Source organism: Acetobacter cibinongensis (assembly GCF_000963925.1).
Taxonomy (GTDB): domain Bacteria; phylum Pseudomonadota; class Alphaproteobacteria; order Acetobacterales; family Acetobacteraceae; genus Acetobacter; species Acetobacter cibinongensis.
Genome location: NZ_BAMV01000051.1, coordinates 18513 through 41380 on the forward strand (window position 1 = coordinate 18513; position 22868 = coordinate 41380).

The 22868-nt window shown below is 54.0% G+C and carries 19 protein-coding genes and 1 tRNA gene; 11 read left to right on the forward strand and 9 right to left on the reverse strand.

Annotation, left to right across the window (positions count from 1 at the left end; translation table 11 throughout):
* Positions 1-27: 27 nt before the first annotated feature.
* The 4 genes from Abci_RS13505 to Abci_RS13520 all read right to left on the reverse strand — a co-directional run bounded on the left by Abci_RS13505 (position 28) and on the right by Abci_RS13520 (position 3481).
* A complete protein-coding gene (locus tag Abci_RS13505; protein WP_244877700.1) occupies positions 28-1236 on the reverse strand; it encodes a cytochrome-c peroxidase in 1209 nt (402 codons plus the stop codon).
* An 83-nt stretch (positions 1237-1319) separates the two neighbouring features.
* On the reverse strand, positions 1320-2438 hold the full coding sequence (locus Abci_RS13510; RefSeq protein WP_052944842.1) for a nucleoside hydrolase: 1119 nt from the start codon (positions 2436-2438) through the stop codon (positions 1320-1322).
* Between the two features lie 12 nt (positions 2439-2450).
* Positions 2451-2867, reverse strand: coding sequence for a cytidine deaminase (gene cdd / locus Abci_RS13515; RefSeq protein ID WP_048839698.1), 417 nt, complete (start codon positions 2865-2867; stop codon positions 2451-2453).
* Positions 2864-3481, reverse strand: a complete 618-nt coding sequence (locus Abci_RS13520; RefSeq protein ID WP_048839699.1) for a nucleoside 2-deoxyribosyltransferase — start codon at positions 3479-3481, stop codon at positions 2864-2866. The genes cdd and Abci_RS13520 overlap by 4 nt, the downstream gene beginning before the upstream one ends.
* 185 nt (positions 3482-3666) lie before the next feature.
* Between Abci_RS13520 and Abci_RS13525 the strand changes: the two genes are divergently transcribed.
* From Abci_RS13525 to Abci_RS13535, 3 genes are all read left to right on the forward strand, one after another.
* Positions 3667-4476, forward strand: coding sequence for a ribonuclease T2 family protein (locus Abci_RS13525; RefSeq protein ID WP_146806986.1), 810 nt, complete (start codon positions 3667-3669; stop codon positions 4474-4476).
* A gap of 97 nt (positions 4477-4573) precedes the next feature.
* A complete protein-coding gene (locus tag Abci_RS13530) occupies positions 4574-5809 on the forward strand; it encodes a NupC/NupG family nucleoside CNT transporter (protein ID WP_048839701.1) in 1236 nt (411 codons plus the stop codon).
* A 34-nt stretch (positions 5810-5843) separates the two neighbouring features.
* The gene (locus Abci_RS13535; protein ID WP_048839702.1) at positions 5844-6785 is read left to right on the forward strand and encodes a nucleoside hydrolase; all 942 of its coding nucleotides are present in this window, start codon (positions 5844-5846) and stop codon (positions 6783-6785) included.
* Here Abci_RS13535 and tmpT read toward each other — a convergent pair.
* The 3 genes from tmpT to Abci_RS13550 are packed head-to-tail and all read right to left on the reverse strand — an operon-like array spanning position 6782 to position 9376.
* Complete coding sequence (tmpT, locus tag Abci_RS13540) at positions 6782-7426, reverse strand: thiopurine S-methyltransferase (protein ID WP_048839703.1); 645 nt, start codon at positions 7424-7426, stop codon at positions 6782-6784. The genes Abci_RS13535 and tmpT overlap by 4 nt on opposite strands.
* Before the next feature lie 37 nt (positions 7427-7463).
* Positions 7464-8255 carry an RlmE family RNA methyltransferase gene (locus tag Abci_RS13545; RefSeq protein WP_048839704.1) on the reverse strand — a complete coding sequence of 264 codons (792 nt, stop codon included), beginning with the start codon at positions 8253-8255 and terminating at the stop codon, positions 7464-7466.
* Entirely contained in the window at positions 8252-9376 is a 1125-nt protein-coding gene (locus Abci_RS13550; protein WP_084597690.1) for a Ppx/GppA phosphatase family protein, read from the reverse strand. The genes Abci_RS13545 and Abci_RS13550 overlap by 4 nt, the downstream gene beginning before the upstream one ends.
* 196 nt (positions 9377-9572) lie before the next feature.
* On the opposite strand from Abci_RS13550, the gene Abci_RS13555 reads away from it, so the two are divergent.
* Positions 9573-9646: transfer RNA gene (locus Abci_RS13555), tRNA-Gln, on the forward strand.
* A 179-nt stretch (positions 9647-9825) separates the two neighbouring features.
* On the opposite strand, the gene Abci_RS13560 is transcribed toward Abci_RS13555, so the two are convergent.
* On the reverse strand, positions 9826-10017 hold the full coding sequence (locus Abci_RS13560) for a CsbD family protein (protein WP_048839705.1): 192 nt from the start codon (positions 10015-10017) through the stop codon (positions 9826-9828).
* 202 nt (positions 10018-10219) lie between these two features.
* Here Abci_RS13560 and Abci_RS13565 point away from each other — a divergent pair, with 202 nt between their 5' ends.
* From Abci_RS13565 to Abci_RS13580, 4 genes are all read left to right on the forward strand, one after another.
* Positions 10220-10849 carry a glutathione S-transferase gene (locus Abci_RS13565; RefSeq protein WP_048839706.1) on the forward strand — a complete coding sequence of 210 codons (630 nt, stop codon included), beginning with the start codon at positions 10220-10222 and terminating at the stop codon, positions 10847-10849.
* A gap of 211 nt (positions 10850-11060) precedes the next feature.
* Positions 11061-16127, forward strand: coding sequence for an alpha-2-macroglobulin family protein (locus Abci_RS13570; RefSeq protein WP_158319801.1), 5067 nt, complete (start codon positions 11061-11063; stop codon positions 16125-16127).
* Between the two features lie 104 nt (positions 16128-16231).
* Positions 16232-18163: a penicillin-binding protein 1C gene (gene pbpC / locus Abci_RS13575; RefSeq protein ID WP_158319802.1), complete on the forward strand. Its 1932-nt coding sequence runs from the start codon at positions 16232-16234 to the stop codon at positions 18161-18163.
* A 598-nt stretch (positions 18164-18761) separates the two neighbouring features.
* Positions 18762-20153 (forward strand): NAD-dependent succinate-semialdehyde dehydrogenase, encoded by a 1392-nt coding sequence (locus tag Abci_RS13580; protein WP_048839709.1) that lies wholly within the window; start codon positions 18762-18764, stop codon positions 20151-20153.
* Between the two features lie 104 nt (positions 20154-20257).
* On the opposite strand, the gene Abci_RS13585 is transcribed toward Abci_RS13580, so the two are convergent.
* Positions 20258-21151, reverse strand: coding sequence for an ROK family protein (locus Abci_RS13585; RefSeq protein WP_048839710.1), 894 nt, complete (start codon positions 21149-21151; stop codon positions 20258-20260).
* Positions 21152-21261: 110 nt separating this feature from the next.
* Here Abci_RS13585 and Abci_RS13590 point away from each other — a divergent pair, with 110 nt between their 5' ends.
* The 3 genes from Abci_RS13590 to Abci_RS13600 all read left to right on the forward strand — a co-directional run bounded on the left by Abci_RS13590 (position 21262) and on the right by Abci_RS13600 (position 22778).
* Positions 21262-21504, forward strand: a complete 243-nt coding sequence (locus Abci_RS13590) for a sulfurtransferase TusA family protein (RefSeq protein WP_048839711.1) — start codon at positions 21262-21264, stop codon at positions 21502-21504.
* Between the two features lie 79 nt (positions 21505-21583).
* The gene (locus tag Abci_RS13595; protein ID WP_371861418.1) at positions 21584-21838 is read left to right on the forward strand and encodes an exodeoxyribonuclease VII small subunit; all 255 of its coding nucleotides are present in this window, start codon (positions 21584-21586) and stop codon (positions 21836-21838) included.
* A 1-nt stretch (position 21839) separates the two neighbouring features.
* Positions 21840-22778: a polyprenyl synthetase family protein gene (locus tag Abci_RS13600; protein WP_048839713.1), complete on the forward strand. Its 939-nt coding sequence runs from the start codon at positions 21840-21842 to the stop codon at positions 22776-22778.
* Positions 22779-22868: the final 90 nt, after the last annotated feature.

The following is a 22868-nucleotide window of genomic DNA, read 5'->3' on the forward strand; positions in this document are numbered from 1 at the left end:
GGGTAGATATACCCCTCACCTTCTGAGTTATGGGCCAGATTGTGTATAGCCGTCCGTCAAGGTCTGTAAAAAAGCAACTATTGCATCTATTTCCTTTTCTGAAAGCGCTGGGTTATTATCCACGCGCTCTCCAAAAGGCGGATCTTTATTAATATTATCTTGGTACTGCGTTGGTAGATCATTGTAACGCATCACGGTGCCGTGCGTATCCTTAGGGTAAACACGGTCAGGGTGGGTATCACGTAGTACATAAAACGCCACAGCATCATGTAGGGTTTTGTAAAAGCCATTATGGAAAAATACTTTACGTGTAGCAACATTCCGCAAAGTGGGCGTGCGGAATAAGCCACAATACTCAGGTCGATCATGAAGGTCCTGACGGTCAGGGCCACATAACCCAAGATCATAAGAACTGACGGAGCGTGTCTCCTCAAGTTCCATATTACGTGGCACGGCCAGAGCAATCATGCCGTAATCAGTAAACTGAGGGGGTGTGCCATCATGACCAGGTTGGCTGATATGGCACGATGCGCAATTGCCTTTAGCGGGGTCCTCAAACAGTTTTAGACCAAGTTGCTCCTCCGGGCTCAGGGCAACCTTACCTGCCAGATAGGCATCATACTTACTGGTATAGGGATAAAAAATTTTCCAGCTTTGCTGATACGTTTCAAGCGCTTTTGTCAGCACGACAAACAGGGAAGTTGTTTTTAAAAAGGGCTCAAACGCCCGTAATTTCTGTTCGTAGCCAGCCTTAATGGCTTTTGCCACCACCTCTGCCTGCGTTTTATTCCCCATCTCGAAGGGAGCCAGTAGCGGTATCGCCGCTTGCTCAGCCAATGTATTGGCGCGGCCGTCCCAGGTTAATCCGCCGGTTGGACCATTATCAATGCTTTCGTCGGCTTCATCTTCAGAGTCAAAAAAATGCTCTGTAAACTGGGGCACCGCCTGCAAATATTTTAGAGACGGCGTAGCCCTATGCCCAGTAGCCTGTAATGTTGCTCCGCCTTTTTGCACAGCAAGACCGTTGGCAGGCGCAAAAGCATGGGCTTCATCGTGACAACTGGCACAAGACAGCTTTCCAGAGGCAGACAATGAAGGGTCATGAAACAAGCTATCACCAAGAGCTGAGAGCGCCTCAACCTGCCTGAATACCTCTGCCCGGGTCAGCCCTTCCTCCGCCCTTACGGAGAAAGGGAACATAAGCATGAGGCCGCCCACAAGAAGTGCTTTGCGCATATATGACTGCCGTATCATGATCCTGTTTTTCTTGTGCTGCCCTTTTTACCTTCTAGCCAACACATCACGAATGAAGTGAAAGATCAGGGCTGTGCAATCAGCTCTTTAATAAGGGCCTTCATGCGTGGCACATCAACCGTCAGCACGACCTTTTCTTTCTGCTCATCCAAGCCTGGCTGATACCCCTCCATCCAGGAAAGGATGTCACCATACTGAGCACTAAAGGCGGTATTCACATCCACATAGAGCTCTGCGCTGGTCCGAATAAGGCTGGGGTCCAACCAGACGGCGGCAGCAATTTCATCCCACAACGGAAAATTATTAGCCGATTTGCGCATAATACGCGCAATTGGCGTATCGGACTGGGTAATGTCTTTCACAAACTCAGCCGACATTTCCGTCTCTGTAGACGGGTCTACCGGCACCATGAGAATATGCTTCCACGGCGCATGCATCACAATGGAAGCTGCTTCCGGGTCGAACCGGATATTAAATTCGCGGCGGGGTGAATTGACAAATTCCCGCGCAAACTGGGCCGCCGCCGGGCTGTTGAGTTTCTGTTGGGGGTTCAGGCTTCCGCCCATATAAACCAATTCTTTGGCAAGACTTGCAAACTGCGGGTCCATTTTCTGGGCGAGAGCCAGATTGGTCATGGGACCGCTTTCAATAATGGTAATCTGCCCCGGATACTGGTGCACCATACGCAGCATAAAGGAGGCTGCATTTTCCGCTGAGGGCTTTAATTTAGGATTACCCCACGGCAGGTCTGGCACGATATCGGCAGGATGATATGGCGGAAGGGGCTGGTTGGTTTTTTCAACCCACTTTTTCATCCATGCTCCTTTCCATATCAGTTTACCGTAAAGAGCTTCCCACCGCTCTGTCAGTTTTTCTGAATTCATGAGCGGATAAGTTGCACCGGGTACAACGGGCACATCTGTCTTGTTGGCTATTTCCAGCCCGCGCAATGCATACGCAGTTGCCTCTTTCTGCCAGAAATCACCACTGACAGTTGCAAACCCCAACACTTTCACATGCGGAGATTTCAGCACCATCCATTGTGCCAAGGCAAAGCCATCATCATCGAAAATAACCAGACGGTCAGCCTGCTCAGCGTGAGCCAATGCAGGCACACAGGCACCAGCCAGCCCCAACCCGAGAAGGCAGTGTCGTGTAATACGTGAGAAAAAACCGGGTTTCATTTGGCAGTACCTTTATGCGTCTTGATCAAGATTTTCTGGGCCGAAGGAGGCTGGCAGCAAAGCGTGGAGTGTCTCTTCAAAAAGAAGCTGCCCCTCCTCATTCACCACCTGCACGCGCGTAGCAGGTGTAGCGAATTCCCGAATTTTTTGGCGGCAGCCCCCGCAAGGCAGGCAGGGCGCCGGGCCTTTACCTGCAACCATAATGGTCTGAATTTTACGACTACCACCAGCCGCGACCATAGCCGCAATAGCGCCAGCTTCTGCGCAAGTGCCCTCAGGATAAGCGGCGTTTTCAACGTTACATCCGGCAAAAATCTGCCCATCCTCAGTAACCAGTGCGGCACCCACCTGAAAGCGGGAATACGGAGCATAGGCTTTCAAACGCACAGCCGTGGCATGCGCCTCCAAAGTGGCAAAAAGATCGGTCATTCCGTCTCTCCTGCACCCTTATGCATAAGAGCGGAGAGAGTTTGCGCCGCTACTCTGAAGGCTTCTACAATGTCCTCCGCCACAGCAATGTCACCGCCGCTCTGACGGATAAATCCTTCCACCATGGCGTTTTGCAAAAGCCCCTCCGAGTGCACAATCATGCTGTCAGCATCCAGCCAGCGGGTTTTGCCGGAAGCCTGATGTACGGCGCTTAAAGACTCTTTCCAGCCGCGTTCAAAATAGGCCTGAACCTTATCATGATAACTGCGTCCATCGACTGTATAGCCCGCCATTGGTTTGTTCTGGGCGGCCATGTAGCCAATTTCCACCGCAGTCCCTGGGTCCATATCCGCCGCACGACGGAAAGGATCTATACAGAACAAGGCACCATCGCACTCATCCATAAGCCCCCGATCAAGGCGGGCAATAAGAAGGCTTGTGTCTTTACCGGCTGGGAGCGCTTCTACTTCATCCTGCCCGTCAAATGGTGAAACACCATGCAAGCGTACGGTCAGGCAGATTTCCTTGAAGGTATGAAACAGCGCCTGAGCATTCTTCCGGAACACGAGGTCTCCGCCAAGATAAATCTTGGGATATGCCTTAGTCTCAGTCATGCAATCTTCCACTGTGTTGCCGCTTCAAGGTTTGAAGGGGGTGCTGTTACCAGCTTTCGGTAAAAGCACACGTTAAATTTTCATCTGGAAGGCCATAGACAGTCCTGCTGATAAGGGCAACAAACGGGAAAAGATATCCTAACATCCCAACAGTGCGTTCCGCCCCAACCAGTTGAGAGAGCCTTATGCGGTTAATGTCCAAGCGTTTTTCCGGGGCCGTTCTGGCTCTGGCCCTCCTGTCTGGCTGCGCCCACCATGCACCTAACTCGCCTCCGGCCAATCAGGACCAGAGCAGCCTATCCCTGGCAGCGCCTCAACATGGGGATTTTGGGCATTACACGCTTGCGCTGACATGGCAGCCGGGCTTCTGCTCAGGTCCTAAAGGAAATAGCTGCAATGCTGACCAACCGCGCGAACCGCTGGTCGGGCTACATGGCTTATGGGCCTCCCGCCCATCCGACCTGATCAAGACCAACGTACCCGTCACAACATGGTGGCAAAAAGGATGTGCGCTTTATACGCCAGGCGCCACCCTACCCGCCCCACATCTTTCTGCTCCCCTTACCCAGAGGCTGGCAGAATTGGTCGCCCATACGCACAGCAATTTGGTGGATCACGAATATAAAAAGCATGTGCAGTGCTTTGGTATGGATGGCGAGCAATTTTTCACTGCTGCGGCAACGTTACGTGACCGTTTTGCCTCCCTGCCCGCAGCGCGTTATCTTGAATCTTCTGCCGGTCAGGTCATCACCAAGACCGACCTGTCCCAGCGGATTCAGGCTGACACAGGCGCATTGCCTGACCGTGGCGTGCAGTTTCAGTGTAACAAGGACGCACAGAACAGAACTATCCTCTCCCAGATTTGGTTTACGCTTAAACCTGATCACCTTTCCAGCTTTTCACGAGCAGAGGCTTTCCTGAGCAGCCCGCAACTTCAGGATAACTGCCCGGCCCGCTTCCTTGTGCCTGAATGGCAAAAACCGGCCACCCCTTAAAATCCGGCTCCCTTCCTTAAGCCCAACTGTTGCGTTTCAAGAACAGTTGGGTCAGGAGTGGGTCTCTCTTTTATTTTGCGCCAGTTAAGGACAACGAATGCATAGCCGTGGGTGCCTTGGTATTCTTCTTCTCATAGGCATTGCTGTCTGTTTTTCCTCGGACCGCAAACATATTCATATCCGCACGGTTGCCGCCTGTCTTGCTGCACAGTTCGCCATTGGGTTTCTGGTGCTTCGGGTCCCTGCCGGGCAACAGGCTCTCTGGGCTCTCTCCAAATTTGTAACGGGTATTCTGGCATGTGGGGATGAGGGCGCACGGTTCCTCTTTGGTGCCCTCGCCAGTGATAAAATGGGCACCGTTTTCCCTAACGAGGGCTTTGTCTTTGCCTTCCGGGTTTTGCCATCCCTCGTCTATGTCAGTGCGCTGATTGCCATTCTGTTCCATGTAGGGCTTATGCAGTTTTTTGCGCGCGTTGCGGGCAAACTGCTGCAAAAAGCGTTTGGCACGTCGCCTGTTGAATCTTTTGGCGCAATTATCACCATTTTTATTGGTCAGAGCGAACTGCCAGTCGCTCTCGGCCCCTATTTACGCACTATGGCCGCAACGGAATTATTTAGCGTTTTGTGCAGTGGGGCGGCCTCCGTTTCAGGCGCCACACTGGTAGGCTATGTAGGCTTGGGCGTGCCTGCACACTATCTTGTTGCGGCATCCTTCATGGCCATTCCAGGCGGCCTGCTTTTTGCAAAACTACTGGCACCCCGTCCGCCCGGCAGCCCGATTGATACAATGGCATCTGGCCGTTTATCTTATCATCAGGCTTTTTTTGAAACGGTGACAGAAGGCGCATTGAAAGGTACCCGCACAGCAGTTGCTGTGGCGGCAACGCTTGTTGCTTTTGTTGGGCTGATTGCACTGGTGAATACCGGCCTACAGTCTCTTGGTCCCGCACTGCATGTTCCGGGCCTGTCACTTGAATATCTGTTCGGGCTCTTGTTCGCCCCTATTGCCTGGTTGCTGGGCGTCCCTGCGGCAGAGTGCGGCATTGTTGGCTCTGTGCTTGGGTTGAAGCTGGTTATTAATGAATTTGTAGGTTACCTGCACCTCAGCCCCTTTTTGCAGAATGGAGCCCTTTCAGCCCGCAGCGGGGCTATTGCGGCTTTTGCTCTTTGTGGTTTTGCCAATTTAAGTTCCATAGGTATTCTTGTCGCCGCATTTGGCAGCCAGTGCCCGGAGCGCCGGGAAGAACTCGCCAGAATAAGCGCCCGGGCGGTCCTTGCTGGCATGTTGTCCAATCTCATGAGTGCCGCTATTGCGGGCATCATTCTTGTTTAAGCCCCATCTGCCATCTGTTTTGCGGGAGCGCTCCATGACACCACAGAAAATCATTATTGATACAGACCCTGGCCAAGACGATGCCATTGCCATCATGCTGGCCTTGGCATCGCCGGAGTTTGAGGTGCTGGGCTTGGTTGCGGCCGCAGGCAATGTACCTGTTGAACAGACAGCGGAGAACGCCTGTAAAATTCTGGAATTAGCCGGGCGTTTAGATGTGCCTGTCTATAAAGGTTGCCCACGACCAATACGCCGCCCCCCCATTAATGCACAGCATGTGCATGGGGATACGGGAATGGACGGCCCCGACTTACCCGCTCCTACCCTAACGCCTATGCCCCAACATGGTGTGGCATTTTTGCTGGACACTCTTGCTAGCAACCCGGCCCAAACCATTACCATTGTGACTCTGGGGCCGATGACCAATCTGTCAACAGCTATTATTCAGGCTCCGGATATTGTGGCACGCGCCAAACGCATTGTGTCCATGTGTGGCGCATGGGCGGAAAGCGGAAACATTACACCAAGCGCCGAGTTCAATGCCTTTGCAGACCCTGATGCCGCCGCAATAGTCCTGGTGAGCGGTCTTCCTCTCACACTGCTCCCACTGGATGTTACTCATAAGTTTCTGATTACACCGGAGCGACTGGAAAAACTTGCGGCACTTCCTGGCCGTTGTGCACGCGCCGCCTACGACATGCTTAACTTTTCAGCGCGCTTTGACTTAAAAAAGTACGGCTGGAGCGGCGCCCCCTTGCATGACCCGTGCACTATTGGCTGGCTTCTTGCGCCCGAATTTTTCTCCGGTCGGCGTGTGAATGTGGAAGTAGAGGTCTCCAGCCCACTTACCCTTGGGGCCACGGCTGTAGACTGGTGGAACGTAACGCAGCGCCCACCCAACGCAGAATTCCTGAATACTGTTGATGCCGCCGGTTTATGGACGCTCATGTTGGAGCGTCTGTCCAAGCTGCCCTAAAGCCGTTTGGGACTAAGAAGCCATACCACCTCCTGTGCCGGGCAAATGCCTTTAAGGCCACCTGGCACAGCTTCTGCCTCCAGTTCCGTGAGGGTATAATGCCCTGCATAGAGGGCACGGAGTTCCCGCTCATCCACTGAGAACGGTGGCCCTGCCCGTCTCGTCTGGTCGTAATCAAGGCAAACCAACAGTTGTCGTGCTGCATGCGTAATCTGGACTACGTGCGCGGCATAAAGCTGGCGCATATGGCGTGGCAGTGCGATGAGCGCCGCACGATCATAGATAGCATCAACCGTCCCGACAGATGTGGCATCAAGACGGAAAATATCGCCTACAAAAACGCGGAGAGGACCCGCGCTATAACACGGACCATAATCGGTTAACGTGATTTCAGGTTTGTACCCAAGGTCTTGAAATAAGCTTTCTACTGCAATCTGGCTTAGCTCGCTTCCCGTTACACGAAAACCCTGAGCAAGCAGCCAATGTATGTCCACAGTTTTGCCGCACAACGGGACAAACACATGCGCACCGGCAACAAGATTCACTGCTGGAAAATGGCGAAGCAGGAACGCATGCGGTTCTGCCGCATGAAAACCTGTTTCGTTCCGTTGCCATTTATCAAGCCAGAAAGAGGCGTCCATCAGGGGCTACACCTTAGTCGGAAACCGGCAGCCGCGTTCACTCCGGTTTTTTCAACCGGTCAGGCCGGAAGCCTGTTGCCACAACGTAAAGCTCGCTTGAATCCTTGCGGCTTGCTGGTGGTTTGGCATGACGGACAAGTGAGAATGCCTGCTTGAGTGTGTCCAGCATGGCGCGCTCTGCGCCGCCTTGGAACACTTTGGCTACAAACCCACCACCTTCGGCCAGAATATCAAAGGCAAAATGCAGGGCCTCCTCAGCCAGACCGATGATACGGATATGGTCTGTCGCGGAGTGGCCTGTGGTGTTAGGGGCCATGTCTGACAACACAAGGTCAGCCTTGCCGTCCAACATGCCAATCAGCCGCCCAGCCATTTCCGGGTCTGTAAAGTCCCCTTCAATGACATCTGCCCCGGCAACCGGGTCAACCGGTAGCAGATCCACACCCACAACGCGGCTGGCTCCGCGTTTGACGATAACCTGAGTCCATCCGCCCGGAGCTGCCCCCAGATCAACCACGCGCATACCGGGTTTAATCAGGTGGAAACGATCATCCAGTTCAATCAGCTTGAACGCTGCCCGGGAGCGCCACCCCTGCTTGTGGGCTGCCTGCACATACGGGTCATTCAACTGCCGAGAGAGCCAACGCTGCTGGGCTGTTGTACGCCCACGCGCCGTGCGGAGTGAGACTGCTTTAGAGCGCAGCGTATGGGGCGCATCTGAGTCATCCTTGCTCAGACCCGCTCCGGGTGCACTACTGCTTTTGCGCGCACGCCCTGCCACACGCAAAGGTTGTTTCGTCCGGCCTGAGCCGGTTTTCTGGTCACTCATGATCCCGTTGCCTGAATGGACTGCTGAAAAGGTATGGGGCCAAGCACGGGCGGCCTCTGATAACGCCGCGGAGCAGGAGTTGCCTTGCGGATCATACGTAGCACCATGCCGTCTCTTAACCCACGATCAGCAACAATAATATCCTCAATCGGCCACATATCGTGAATGGCTTCAAAAATAGCGCATCCGGGCAATACAAAAGTGGACCGATCCGGACCAATGCAGGGATGAGCTTCCACCCCCTCCGGCCCGAGTTCATGCAGCATGCGTACTGCACGCCGCGCACTGACTGAAGGCAATTGTGAGCCATCAACAGCGGCCCGTACATAACGCGGCAACCCAAGAACAAGGCTTGCAAGCGTTGTCACCGTCCCGCTGGTGCCGATAAACCGTGTCTGCTTGCGCCGAATTTCCGGGCCTATCCGGTGTACGTTTTCAAAGTCGTGAAGCGCCTGCTTGGTATGGGCAACCATTTCAGCGTAACAGCCAAGGTCGTAAGAGCTTTTTGGCCCAAACTGCTCAGACAGGGTAATGACCCCTATAGGCAAGCTAAGGTACCCAATAAGCTCCTGCGTCTGGCGGAACGGATCTACCCGAACCCATGCGATTTCTGTCGAGCCACCGCCGATATCAAACAGCAGCGCACGGTTGCGTGGCACCCCAAAGCGGGGGTTATGGATAAGGTTGGCGCAGCTTTCTACCGCCAGGCAAGCCTCTTCCCGTCCTGATATAATGTTGATGTTAAAGCCTGTCTCGGCTCTCACACGTTCAAGAAACTTTGAGCCATTGCCCGCGCGGCGGCATGCTTCAGTAGCCACAGCCCGAATATCGCGCAGTTGACGGCGGCCTACACGGTCTGCACAGGCGCGCAGGGCATCCAGTGTGCGTTCCATAGCGGGTTCACCGAGCATACCTGTGTGGTGCAGCCCTTCACCCAGCTTCACCATCCGGCTGTAGCTGTCCACTACACGAAACCCTCCGGCTGTCTGGGCAGCCACCATCAGGCGGCAGTTATTTGTGCCCAGATCCAGAGCGGCAAAAAGTTCATCATCATAAGAGCGGTTGTAAGAAGATAAATGGGTCCTGCCCGGGCGGCCGGCCCAGGGGGGAGTGTGATCCATCTGTCCGGTCCTTCTTGGTTAAGAGGTTGATACATCGTTAAATCCTATTTTTGGGGAGTGTGGCCAAAGGAGCAAGACAATTATGTGAAAAAAGAAGAATTCTTTTCATTTTTCCCCTTGCGCGCCAAATTCGAGGGTGTTAGATCACCGTCACCGACACGGAAGACACTTTTTGACTTCCTGAAAATCTCCTTGCTGGGAGATAGTTTAGCGGTAGAACTACCGGCTCTGACCCGGTCAGCCCTGGTTCGAATCCAGGTCTCCCAGCCAATTTCCCAAAAAATAAAATATAAGCCTGCTCTAAGCTAGTGCTGCTTAAAAGTCGTCACGCTTTTATCAGCGTGCCCTCTCCCGCAGTAGTCACACTTGTTGGTGTAACTTCATAAAAAAGAGCCTGTCACGGCGACCGCAACAGACCCTCCTCGGCGTATTTCAGTGAGAGTAGTGACTTAGAGCTTATCAATGCCTTTTTTTACGGCATCTTTCGCGTCACCCGCCTTTTCCTGAACCTTGCCTTTGATGTTCTGGGCAACGCCTTCAGCTCTCAGACGATCATTGTCGGTCAGTTTGCCAGCTTCTTCCTTGATTTTACCAGCAACCTGATTGGCAGCGCCCTGTACTTTGTCTGTAAACGAACTCATGATGTGTTGCTCCTTTACTGTATACACCTACAACGCAGCGCCCCTCAAAAAGGTTGCAATTTTTCCAGATAACTTGCTTTGAGTAGTTTGATCCTCGGACTTAGTACCTTGCGTACTCCGTTACGCACTGGCGGAACGTTTACGATAACGCAATAATTTCTTTCCTTACACTTGAGCGATACTATCAGGGTTTTGAGAGCATATGACTGACTTGCCTATTCTCTACAGTTTTCGGCGCTGCCCCTATGCTATGCGGGCACGCTTGGCCCTGCTAGCAAGCCAGACAGACTGCGAAATAAGGGAAGTGAAACTAGCTCAAAAGCCACCTGAAATGTTGGCGCTCTCACCCAAAGGCACTGTACCTGTTCTGGTTCAACCCGATGGCATGGTTATGGAAGAAAGCCTGGATATCATGCTGGCTGCCTTGCGCCATAATGATCCGCTGGGTTGGCTGTCCCACTACAATTCCGACCTCGTATTAAAAAATGATACGCATTTTAAATTTCATCTTGATCGGTACAAATATTCTACCCGCTACAACACGGATGCCTTGGAACATCGGGCCAAAGCCTTGGGGATCTTAAACGAGCTGGAACGTCTATTTGACCCGGCTTTCCCCTTTCTGGACGGACAGGCGATGAGCTTGATGGATGCAGCACTTGCTCCCTTTGTACGACAATTTGCCGCAACGGATACAGCATGGTTTGACGCACAGAGGCTGCCTGCCATTCAACGCTGGTTAATGGCCTTTACAGGTTCCCGCCTATTCGAACGTGCCATGATACGCCTGCCTGTGTGGCAGGCGGGGGACTGTCCAGTTTTTCTGACTTAAGGCACAACCAGACTCTTTAATACGCCAGCATCTGGGCAGGTCGCGAAAGTTAAGTAACAGCACACCACCCTGCGGAAACTTGTACTGCCCCCCTACAGGGAAGTGTATTTTCGTACAGAATGCCTGTGCTACTATGGCCAGACTTGATCATACGCGAACCAGGTCCGGTTTCAGCGGCGTTTTCATAGGACGGAGCAAGACATTGGCCGGTTTGTCCAGACAGTTCCCAACACTCAGCCTTATGTTGCTTGGCATTGCAGGCTCCGCACCAGCACTTGCCCAAACACCCAACTCGTCTGCCCCGCCGCACTTCCAGTTCAATCGCACCGTGCTGGATGCTACAGGTGAGCGCCCCCAACTCTGCTTAGAGTTTAATGCGCCACTTGCCACTCAGGATGCAAAAACACTTGCCCGCAGTGTAACGCTTGTTCCCTCAACATCTTCGCAACCCTCTGTTGCAGGCAATCGTTTCTGCGTTGGAAACCTGACGTTTAATACGCGCTACAGCATTTCTCTCTCCACGGCGTTTACAGCGGCAGATGGTCAACACCTCCCGCAACCCCTGACCCTTCATGCACAGTTTGGCGCACGGCAACCTCGGGTCAGCATGGTAGGCAGCGGGTATATCCTGCCGGAGCACACGTCTCATGGCGTGGCTATTGAGAGCATAAATGTTGATAGCCTCAGAATTCATGTGTTTCAGGTCCGGCCATACACACAGTTTCCGGGAGTCACCTCCTTAAATGCTGCCGATCTGGATTTAGGACAAAGCGCTCTGTCGGCCTGGAAATTCCGGTCGCTTTTAGAATCGAGTATGCAGGAAGTCTGGCACGGCACAATGCGCGTGCGGAACATGCAGGACCAATCGGTAACAACGGCTTTTCCTCTGCCGGATGTCATTGGAAAGGCACCGCAGGGTCTATATCTTGTGACTGTCGAAAACGCGGCACTCCCGGCAAACAGTAGCCCGGTAGAAAGTGCGTTAACTGAATCCAGAACCCGTGACAGCAATGAGGGCTACTCGCCCGCCCTGTACCAGGACATTGCTGCGCGCTGGGTGAATGTGAGCGACATTGGCCTGACCATGCTGCGCGGAGAAGACGGTCTGGGCGTCAGTGTCCGATCGCTGCAAACGGGCACGCCGAAGTCTGATGTAACCTTATCCCTGCAAGCCCGGAACGGCACTGTGCTGGAAAGCATAAAAACCGGGAGTGACGGTGTAGGCCATTTTTCCGCGCCACTCTTACAAGGTGCCAATGCGGAAAAAGCCACCGCGCTGATAGCCGAGACAGGCCGTGATTTCAGCTTTTTACACTTGGACCGACAATGGTTCGATTTTTCAAACTGGCATGATCTGGAACACCTGCAAACCACGCCTGTTGCAAGCATCTCTGGCCTGCAAGCTCTTATTCAGTCTGACCGTGGCATTTACCGCCCTGGTGAAACAGTCCATTTGCTGAGCCTGATACGCGACCGCGCTGGCAAGGCTGTTGATACGGCACACGCAACCTTGGTGCTGCGCCGTCCAGACCGGATGGATGCTCAACATATCCCGCTGAAACAGGGCAAAAGCGGTGGCTACACAACAGAGCTGCCCTTGAGCACCACGGTTCCTACCGGCCTGTGGCATGCTGAAATTGTAACTGACCCAACACTCCCCCCAATTGGCACGACCCAGTTTGAGGTAAACGACTTCGTGCCTCAGATTATCTCCGTGGCATTTAAAGCGCCTGACTTTGCGACGCCCGACACTCCAATTACCCTCGCGGGTAGCGCACGTTTCCTGTACGGCGCGGCAGGCTCCGGGCTGTTAAGCGACAGTTCGTATAAAGTAGCGCCCGATCCAGCCCCTGTTCCGGGCTATAACGAATGGGCCTTTGGGCTGGAAAATGAGGAGTTTCCTCCCCTAAGCGGCCCCGTTGCCGCCCCCCCGACAGATAGCAAGGGGCTGACAACACTAACCCTTTCACCGGAAATCCCGTCCGGTCTAACCAAGCCGTTGGTAGTGGATGTGACCGCAGGTTTGCTGGATCCGACAGGGCGGCGCGTGAGCGAACATGTCCGCATTCCGGTTCGTCGCACAACCCCGCTTATTGGCGTTCAGGTTGCTCATAATGATGCCTCGGGATCTGAAGCCTCTCCCGTTCCAGCAAACATTATCTGCTTTGCGCCCGATAATACGCCATTAGGGCAGAAAACCCTGCACTGGTCCCTCGCACGGGTAAACCGTATTTATAACTGGTCTCACACAGATGAGGACGGCTGGACCTTCTCCAGCCACAGTGTGGATGTGCCCATGCAATCTGGCACAACTACAACAGATGCCAAAGGCCGCAGTCTTATCACCCCCATACTGGACTGGGGTGAATACCGCCTGACCGTAACCGACCCTGACAGCACTGCAGCGACATCGTCGCGCTTTTTCTCAGGATGGGGCGGGCTGTCCAGCAATACCAACACGCCCGATCAGCTACCGGTTTCCACGCGTGATGCACAGGTCATGCCCAATGGAAAAACCATTCTACATATTGGCAGCGGGTTTACAGGGCAGGCTCAAATTACACTGGCAACAGACCACGTACTCTCAACCCAGACCGTAGATGTACCAACTATAGGACTGGATGTCCCCCTGACAGCCACCCCCGAGTGGCACTCTGGCGCTTATATTCTTGTAACACTCTACCGGCCCCTTGCCGCCAAAAGTGCAACACCACTTCGCCCCCATGACCCTGTCCGGGCCGTTGGGCTTGCGTGGGTGGGGGTTAATCAGTCCGCGCACCATCTGGCAGTCTCTCTAAAAGCACCCAAAGAAATCCAGCCACGCACAACCTTGAGCGTGCCCGTTGATGTGCAGTTACCGACCGGCCCCTCAGATAAACCAGTTTACGTGGCCATATCCGCAGTTGACCAAGGCATACTCAGCCTGACGCATTTTACTCCCCAAGATATGTTTGCCGCTCTTTACGGCAAACCACGCCTTGGGGTTGATATGCTGGATAATTATGGCGCACTGCTCCTCAGCACCGCTCAGGCAGGGCAGATCCGGTCAGGCGGTGACAGTGCAGCCGCCAACGATGCCGCTGGCCCGCAGGTGCATAGTACACAAAGTGTTGCCCTATTTTCCGGCCCTGTAACACTGGATGCCGCTGGGCACGGGACCGTCACATTCCCTGTGCAGGATTTTGATGGTCAACTTCATCTCATGGCAACAGCATGGACGGAGGATGCTGTTGGCAACGCACAGGCTGACACTCTCTCCCGTGACGCAGTATTTCCCGAACTCGGCCTCCCCCGGTTTCTGGCGCCTGGTGACACTGCGAATATTCTTGTATCAACCATTAACAACACGGCACCCGCTGGAACCTATACCGTTGAAATTACCACTGACGGACCGGTGCACCTAACCGGCGCCGCTCAGACGGAGGCCACACTTTCGCCGGGAGCGCGGAGTGATATCCGGGTGCCCCTTGCGGTTGATCCATCTGCCACGGGCCTGGAAAGTACGGGCGTGGCGCATATTCATCTGACTTTACTACGCAAAGGCAACCATACGCCCATACTCAAGCGTTCTTGGCCTATTGGTATTCGTCAGGCACACCAACCCATCATGCTTTCCTCCGTGATGATACTGGACGCGGGCAAAAGCCAGACGGTTGATAAGAGTATGCTGGCAGGACTGATACCAGCCAGTACCACCATTGCCCTCAGCACGTCCGCTGTTGCCGGGGTGGATAGCGTTGCTCTGCTTCAGTCTCTTAATGCCAGCCTGTGGGGCACATCGGCAGACCTCGCAGCTCAAGCCCGCGCCCTCCTTCTGGTATCCAACCCTGCACTGATCAGCACGCATGAAACGCAGGAGACACTCCACCGTAAAGTTCAGTCTGTTGTGGATACGCTACTAAACAGACAGAGCCCTTCAGGTGAAATAGGGCAATGGCAGGCTAATGACGGCCGCAGCCTGCCAGATGACCTGATCTACATGGCAGACTTTCTGATACGCGCAAAAAATGCCGGGTATGTCGTGCCTGATGACAAGCTTTCCATGCTTCTGGATCGCATAGAAAGCACTCAACTGGCAGGGGACCTCACATCGTCCTCTTCTGTGAGAGACCTGAATGAGCGCGCTTACGCAGGCTATGTTCTGGCTCGCGCAGGCCGCTTACACCCGGAAGCAATGAGGAGCCTTGCCGCCTCTCTTATCAGCAAAACGGTGGACAAACGCACCACGCTGCTCTGGGCGGATGTTGCAACGGAACACGCACAGGCCACCCCACAAGCCATCGGCCATCTTGCAACTGCCCTTGCCTTGGGTGGAGAAGCTGATGATGGCAGCCTGACCGATCCGGGGGCTCTTTTTTCATCCGCCATGGCAGCGCTTGGTCCAGCGCGGACTGAGCGCCCGCCGCTTGAACTCAGTGGTTTATATTGGGCCTACGTGCGTGACCTAGCATGTCTGGCCGCCCTTGCAGCAGAAGCGCACAATACCGAAAATGCCTACGCATTGCTTACGCGGTTTAGCCGCCTGCCGCTTGCCCCAGATGACCTGAAAGGATCCGTCAAAACAGCCTTGCTTGAAACCGCTGCCGCCCTGAACAACGATGCGGCTGACCGCAGCTTGCGCATTGGCTCCCTGAATTTTCCTGCTCCACTCAAACTACCCTTCATTCAGACACTCAGTGCGGATCAGGTGCAGCACGGGGTAGCTGTTGAAAATACCGGAAAAAAGACCCTGTTTGTCTCCACCACGGTACGGGGTGCCCCTGCAGGTCCGGTCTCGTCACTGGATAATGGATTGTCCGTCCACATGCAGGGCTGGACACTTGCTGGACAGCCTTTCGATCTGACGCAAATGCACCAGAATGATCGGTTCATTGTCAGTATTGATGGAGATGCGCAGAAGCCCGGCAGTTATGCAGTGCTCATCTCAGACCTCCTGCCAGCAGGCTGGGAGATTGAGCATATTATCACACCGGAAGAGGCCGGAAGCGCCGACAACGAGAGCGATGAGGATGATACAAAGACCTCTAAACCCTATAATTTCCTGAAAGATCTGACCTACACCGAGAACACTACCGCCCGTGATGACCGGTTCACGGCCTTCCTGCATTTCAACACGGGAGATGTGCGCCCGACTAAACGAGGCTTTCGGGTTGCTTATATTGCGCGCGCCATTACCCCCGGCGTGTTTGCAAGACCGGAAACGCTTGTGACGGCCCATGAAAGACCTGCCATTGCGGGGCGTACGGCCTCCTCCACCGTTACCATTCTTGCGCAGTGACACTGGAAAATCGGGCCGCAACGCCTAAAAGGCAACCCGGCACGACCCAGCCACGGTGGCGCCGTCTATGCGGCGCTGCACTCTGCGCCGCGATGGTTTTGGTGGTGGCACTAGCAATAACAGATAGACTATTCCCGCCACGTCTCACGCGGGCAGCGCAGGCATCTCTTCTGGTTTATGGTCGGGATGGTGCCCTGCTGGACGGCCATACCAGCGCGGATGGTTTCTGGCGTGTGCCTACGCACGCATCAGATGTTGACCCTCTCTATCTGTCCACCTTGTTCAGGGTAGAAGATCATCGCTTCTACGCCCATCCCGGCATTGATCTTCTAGCGCTTGGCCGTGCCTTCCTGCAAATTCTGGTGCGGCACCGTATTGTCTCCGGCGGCTCCACGTTGGCCATGCAAACCGCGCGCCTGCTTACGCCACACCGTCACACTCTGGTGGGAAAAATACAAGATCTGGCGCGCGCCCTTCAACTGGAATGGCGTTACGGACGGGCTGGAGTGTTAGACCTCTACCTGACCCTCGCCCCGGAAGGGCGCAATATTGAAGGCATACGTGCGGCCAGCCTGCTCTATTTTAGCCATGAACCCTCTCATCTTTCCGCCCAGGAAGCCGCTTTCCTTGTGGCACTCCCCCGTCGTCCCGCTGCGTTGCGCCCAGACAAACACCCTCACGCTCTTATTCAGGCAGCACAGTCCATTGTACGGTCTGCCACGCCGCCATTTTCCACTGAGATGATATGGGTAGCCCCTGTTTTCAGCCATATTCAGCATAACGCCCCGGAACTCACAGAGTATCTTGCTACGCGCCACTCGCAGGGCGTTGTCCACACCACAATTGATACCAGGCTTCAGCATAGTGTCTGGCGCATCACGCAGACCCGACCCGCACCATTACGGGGCACATTTGCTGCGCTTATCGTCAATCGGGACCAAGAGATTGTGGCCTGGGTCGGCGGTGCCGAACACACCTGCCCCGGCTGCGCCATCAATATGGTCACGACCTCTCGCTCTCCTGGTTCGACCCTTAAGCCTTTTATTTACGGTATGGCGTTTGAGGCTGGATGGCTTACCCCCCAAACCCGAATTGATGACCGGCGCATGGCTTTGGGAGGATATGCTCCTTTCGATTTCGGCCATGCTTTTACGGGTGAAACGACGGTTGCAGAGGCACTGCAACTCTCGCTGAATGTTCCGGCAGTTCAGGCACTCCAAAAGATCGGACCACGGCGTTTTGTTGAAAGACTTGCTGCCAACGGGGTGACCCTCCACCTCCCTCATGGCGGAACACAGCCTGGGCTGGCCGTTGCCTTGGGCGGAGGCAATATTACCCTTGCTGACCTGACACGCCTCTACACAGCCTTCACACACTCCGGCATGATGTCAGATCTTGTAGTGACCCACCCTTTCCCCTCTACCGCTCCCACGCGCTTGCTCACCAGCCGTGCAAGTTCCGCAGTAAGAGATATTTTGCGCGGTACAGCACCACCACAAGGCCTTACTACGTGGCACAGCTTAGGCTTTAAAACCGGTACGTCTTATGGCAACCGGGATGCATGGGCCTTCGCAACCTTGCCTCAAGGATGGACCGTTGGCGTGTGGGCTGGCAGACCGGATGGCACCGCTGTGCCGGGCATGACAGGCAGAGACACTGCCGGACCCGTCCTTGCAGATATTGCCAGCCTTCTTATGCCCGCCACAGCAGGCTCTCCCTCAGCCACGCAGCAGACTGCCATAGCACCCTCTCTTTCTCCTGCCCTGATAAAGGCAACGCGACCCAAAGCGCCACAGATCATCTTTCCCAAAAATCATTCAGAAATTGAAAGCCGTGGGCCTGATGGCACCATGCTTCCTGTGGGTTTGGAGGCTTCCGGGCGATGCTTGCCGTTTCAATGGTTCGTCAATGGTGCCCCGCTCCCTGTTGCGCCGGGGACTGAACCCGTGTGGTACCCTTCGTCTCCCGGCTTTGCCCATCTGACAGTAGTGGATTCCTGCGGAAAACATGCGGATGTAAGTATTCGCGTGCGCTGAGCCGTTGAAAGAGAACGAACCAGTTATATATGATAAGGTCTGTGTCGCTGTAGATCATACATCTTAACCGCAGATTAATATGCCCACCGAGTATAATAACTGAGCACTCAGGGTTGGCTGAGCCACCAAAGCCAACTTTTAATTTTTTGCATTATTACCCAAACCACTAAAAAATATACTAATTTAAATCCTGAAAATCACCTTTTCGTTATAAAATGTTTCTCTTATTTCACGTTCAGCATAAATCCCCTGCCTTGGCATGGTCTAAAAAACTATGTAATATCAATCATTCTCGTGAGCAGGGAGCAGTGTTAAGCTCTCATCCTATTCCGGGCCGTACATTACGCTTTTCCCTCCTGAGAAATACAGGAACTAAAGCGCCCGCAGACTGTTGAAGACGCAAAGGGATCAGAACGAAACAGGGGTTAGGCTCATTATCGTCCGGTTCGCATCATGCCGCGCTTACTGGCCCAGTCAGAGCAAATCTGAATTTTGGGCACATCAGACGCGCAGGCCGGTCCGTACCCCTATGGGTAGTCAACGCCCTTTACGGTGGTCCCGTCTTCCAGACCCAACCTTTAACCGCGGATTATGAAGAATGGCATACGCAACTATCAATCCTTATACCGGTGAAACGGTCAAAACATTTCCTGACGCAACCGATCAGGAAATCCAGACAGCTCTGACCGACGCTTACGAGGCCTTCAAAAGCTGGCGTAACGTGTCTTTTGCAGAGCGTGCAAAAGTTATGACCGCAGCGGCAAACATTCTGCGCCGTGATATTGATAAATATGCCAAGCTGCTCACCCTTGAGATGGGCAAGCTTTACGAAGAAGCTAAGCTGGAAACCATCCTTTCCGCCGAGATCTTCGAATATTACGCAAAGAACGCTGAAGAACTGCTCAAGTCCGAAAAGCTGCCAGTTGCAGACCCTAAAGAAGGGGATGCCATTCTGGTGCATCAGCCTCAGGGCATCGTGTTTGCCATTGAGCCTTGGAACTTCCCCTACTATCAGATTGCCCGCATCATCGCACCTCAGCTCTCTGCTGGTAACACGGTTCTGCTCAAGCACGCCTCTAACGTGCCGCAGTCCGCTGCAATTTTCGATGCTCTGATGATCGAGGCAGGCCTGCCCAAAGGGGCTTTCCGCAACCTGTATGCAGCACGCCACCACACAGAAGTCATCCTGAATGACCCACGTGTTTGCGGCGTTGCTCTCACCGGGTCCGAGGGAGCTGGCGCGATTGTTGCTGCTGTTGCTGGCAAAGCGCTCAAGAAAGCGACCATGGAACTGGGCGGCGCTGATGCTTTCATCGTGCTGGAAGATGCCGATGTTGAGAAAGCTGCAAAGTGGGCTGCATTTGGCCGTCACTGGAATGCGGGTCAGGTATGCGTCTCTTCAAAACGCCTGATTGTGGCCGATGCAGTTTATGACCAGTTCCTGAGCGTCTACAAAGCCGAAGTTGCAAAACTGAAAGCTGGCGACCCGATGGACCCAAGCACGACCTTGGCCCCGCTTTCTTCACAAAAAGCTGCTGACGACCTGAAAGCTCAGGTAGAAGAAGCCAAGAAGCATGGCGCTGAAGTAGAAGTTATTGGTGCGCCTGTGCCTGAAAAAGGTGCTTTCTTCCAGCCACTTCTGATGACCAACCTGCATGAAAACAATGCTGCCCGTCATTGGGAGTTCTTTGGCCCGGTAACCCAGCTTTACCGTGTAAAGGACGAAGCTGAAGCTATCCGCGTTGCCAACGACACGCCCTACGGCTTGGGTGGCTCTGTGTTTACCAAAGACACCAAGCGTGGTGTTGAGGTTGCCAAGCAGATTCATACGGGCATGGTCTACATCAATCACCCAACCATGGTGAAAGCTGACCTTCCGTTTGGCGGCGTGGCACGCTCCGGTTATGGCCGTGAACTTATCGGCCTTGGCATCAAAGAATTCGTTAACCACAAACTCATCGACGTTGTGGATATTGATGCACCGTTCTAAGTAAAAAAGCCCCCAACCTTAATGGGTTGGGGGCTTTTTTTATGCTCATAGTCTCGTTTCATAAAAATGCAGGCCTTCCTCTTAGGAAGCCTGCATTTTTTATATTATCCCCATAGCCACGCGGCACCACGCACACCAGAACTGTCACCATGTTTATTCTTCAACAGTTCTGTATGGCATTCGGGTGTAATCGTATAACGCTTCATAACCTCAGGAACGCGTTTATAGATGGTATGCAGGTTTGAAACGCCCCCACCCAACACAATCGCATCGGGGTCCAGCATATTGACCACCAGTGCGCAGGCGCGCCCCAAACGCTCAATATAAAGATCAAGAGCTTTTATGGCTGCCTGATCGCCATTCGCTGCGGCTTCTTCAATACCCTGCGTGCTACGCTCTCCGGGGCCTTTCCATAATTCCGCCAAGGCCGAACCACAAAGAAAGCGCTCTATGCAGCCCTCGTTACCACAAAAACATTTAGGCATAGGGAATTCTTCTGCGCGAACCCATGGCAATGGAATATGGCCCCACTCGCCAGCAATATGGTGCAAGCCTGTTAGCGGCTCATTATTCACCACGATGCCTCCGCCAACGCCTGAACCGAGAATAACCCCGAACACCACCTTGCGGCCTGCTGCCGCTCCATCGATGGCTTCAGACAGAGCAAAGCAGTTGGCATCGTTTTCAACGCGTACGGCGCATCCAAGCGCACGCTCAAGGTCATCACCAAAAGGCTTGCCATTTAGCCACGTTGCATTCGCATTCTTCACGCAACGCGTTCTGGCATCAATAGCGCCAGGAATGCCAATACCAACAGTTGCCACAGGGCTCGTTTTTGCCCGCGCCTGATTGACCATCTCGGTCATTTTTACGAGCAGTTCCTCGTAAGTACCAGGGTTTGCCTCTCTGTGCCGAAGCAGAATTTTTCCTTCCGGATCAAGGGCGGCAATTTCAATCTTGGTGCCCCCAAGATCTATTCCAAGGCGATAATCTGACATTCAGAGACCTAACGAGAAGTGAGCAACAACGCGAATAGTATAGCGGCATGGGATAATTCTGAAAAATATGCAATCACATATCTTTCCTTCTCTAAACAAGGCACTGTGTCATGAATGAGACTCTCCTTGATGCTCGGGGGCTAAATTGTCCCATCCCGGTTCTTAAAGCCAACCGTCTCTTACGCTCCATGACGGCCGGAAAAAAATTGAGGGTCCTGACCACGGACCGTTCATCCATAACCGATTTTCAGGTTTTCTGCCGCGAGACAGGCCACGCGCTGATCGCCTTTACAGACGAAAACGGCACCCTTTGTTTTACCATCCGCAGACGGGAAGACATGCCTTCAGCGTAAGGGGGTTATGTTTTGTGATGCGTTTTTGTCGCACTAAGACTTGGCAGAACGGCCTTTATCGGAGTAATGCCTGCGCCTTATGACGGATAGGAAGACCTGCGCCATGACGGATACCATCAAGTCCCTGTCCTTTGAGGACGCACTCTCCGAACTGGAGAAGATTGTGCGTGGCCTTGAAGGCGGCCAGTTGAAACTGGAAGAGGCGATTGCGTCCTATGAGCGTGGGGCAGCCTTACGCCAGCATTGTGAAACCAAGCTGAGCGAGGCCGAGGCCCGCGTTCAGGCGATCGTCCAGAAAGCTGATGGCTCTCTGGACATGAAACCTATGGATTGAGATGTCGATGACAAACCCGGCAACCATCTCCCCAGCGCAGCCTTCTGCAAACGCTGCCGTTCTGCGTGACGATATGTCTGTGCGCGCCAAACTGGTTGAAGCGACACTAGATTCGCTCCTCCCTCCCACCACAGGGGGTGACGCACGCCTGATAGACGCCATGCGCTACGCCACCCTTGGGGGCGGCAAGCGCCTGCGCGGATATCTGGCAGTTGAAACAGCAAGCCTTTTTGGTGTGCCTGAGCAGCAGTCCGCGCGTGTGGGTGCGTCTGTTGAAATGCTGCACGCATACTCTCTTGTTCATGATGACCTTCCGGCCATGGATGATGATGATCTGCGCCGCGGCCAGCCTTCCACACATCGCAAGTTTGATGAGGCAACCGCCATTCTGGCGGGGGATGCCCTGCAAACAAAAGCTTTTGAAGTTCTGGCAGAAAGCGCCACCCACGCGGATGCTGGCGTCCGCATTGCCCTGATTGCCGCGTTTGCCGCTGCGTCTGGTGCTGCTGGCATGGTGGGTGGCCAGATGATTGATATGGAAGGCGAAGGCCGCGCTCTGCCTCTTGAGGAAGTGCGTCATCTACATGCCCTCAAAACAGGATGCCTGATCCGTTATTCCGCTGAATCCGGTGCAATCCTTGGCAAAGCAGATCCAGACCTGCAACGCCGCCTCCGCTCTTATGGTGCCAATATTGGTGCGGCCTTCCAGATTGCCGATGACGTGCTTGACGCTACGGCAACGGCTGAAGAACTGGGCAAAACAGCCGGCAAAGACGAAGCTTCAGGAAAGTCAACTTTCGTTGCCTTGCTTGGCATTGACGGTGCGCGCGCGGAAGCTGAACGCCTCACACACCTGGCCATTGAAGACCTCGCTCCGTTTGGAGCAAAAGCAGACCGCCTGAAGGCGCTCGCCTACTATGTGATTGAACGCAGGAACTAAAACCAATGGCAGAACAGACGCCCCCTCCTATCCCCACACTTGGCCGTTTTCCTGCTCTGGACCGGGTGACCTATCCGTCGGACATGCGGA

What these genes read in the sequence shown, in the direction of transcription:
- Abci_RS13585 (WP_048839710.1), bottom strand. Translation starts at nt 21,151, where the DNA reads ATGTCAGATTATCGCCTTGGAATAGATCTTGGGGGCACCAAGATTGAA.
- cdd (WP_048839698.1), bottom strand. Translation starts at nt 2,867, where the DNA reads ATGACCGATCTTTTTGCCACTTTGGAGGCGCATGCCACGGCTGTGCGT.
- Abci_RS13565 (WP_048839706.1), top strand. Translation starts at nt 10,220, where the DNA reads ATGACTGACTTGCCTATTCTCTACAGTTTTCGGCGCTGCCCCTATGCT.
- Abci_RS13525 (WP_146806986.1), top strand. Translation starts at nt 3,667, where the DNA reads ATGCGGTTAATGTCCAAGCGTTTTTCCGGGGCCGTTCTGGCTCTGGCC.
- Abci_RS13550 (WP_084597690.1), bottom strand. Translation starts at nt 9,376, where the DNA reads ATGGATCACACTCCCCCCTGGGCCGGCCGCCCGGGCAGGACCCATTTA.
- Abci_RS13505 (WP_244877700.1), bottom strand. Translation starts at nt 1,236, where the DNA reads ATGCGCAAAGCACTTCTTGTGGGCGGCCTCATGCTTATGTTCCCTTTC.
- Abci_RS13595 (WP_371861418.1), top strand. Translation starts at nt 21,584, where the DNA reads ATGACGGATAGGAAGACCTGCGCCATGACGGATACCATCAAGTCCCTG.
- Abci_RS13590 (WP_048839711.1), top strand. Translation starts at nt 21,262, where the DNA reads ATGAATGAGACTCTCCTTGATGCTCGGGGGCTAAATTGTCCCATCCCG.
- Abci_RS13600 (WP_048839713.1), top strand. Translation starts at nt 21,840, where the DNA reads ATGTCGATGACAAACCCGGCAACCATCTCCCCAGCGCAGCCTTCTGCA.
- Abci_RS13560 (WP_048839705.1), bottom strand. Translation starts at nt 10,017, where the DNA reads ATGAGTTCGTTTACAGACAAAGTACAGGGCGCTGCCAATCAGGTTGCT.
- Abci_RS13510 (WP_052944842.1), bottom strand. Translation starts at nt 2,438, where the DNA reads ATGAAACCCGGTTTTTTCTCACGTATTACACGACACTGCCTTCTCGGG.
- Abci_RS13580 (WP_048839709.1), top strand. Translation starts at nt 18,762, where the DNA reads ATGGCATACGCAACTATCAATCCTTATACCGGTGAAACGGTCAAAACA.
- tmpT (WP_048839703.1), bottom strand. Translation starts at nt 7,426, where the DNA reads ATGGACGCCTCTTTCTGGCTTGATAAATGGCAACGGAACGAAACAGGT.
- Abci_RS13545 (WP_048839704.1), bottom strand. Translation starts at nt 8,255, where the DNA reads ATGAGTGACCAGAAAACCGGCTCAGGCCGGACGAAACAACCTTTGCGT.
- Abci_RS13520 (WP_048839699.1), bottom strand. Translation starts at nt 3,481, where the DNA reads ATGACTGAGACTAAGGCATATCCCAAGATTTATCTTGGCGGAGACCTC.
- Abci_RS13535 (WP_048839702.1), top strand. Translation starts at nt 5,844, where the DNA reads ATGACACCACAGAAAATCATTATTGATACAGACCCTGGCCAAGACGAT.
- Abci_RS13530 (WP_048839701.1), top strand. Translation starts at nt 4,574, where the DNA reads ATGCATAGCCGTGGGTGCCTTGGTATTCTTCTTCTCATAGGCATTGCT.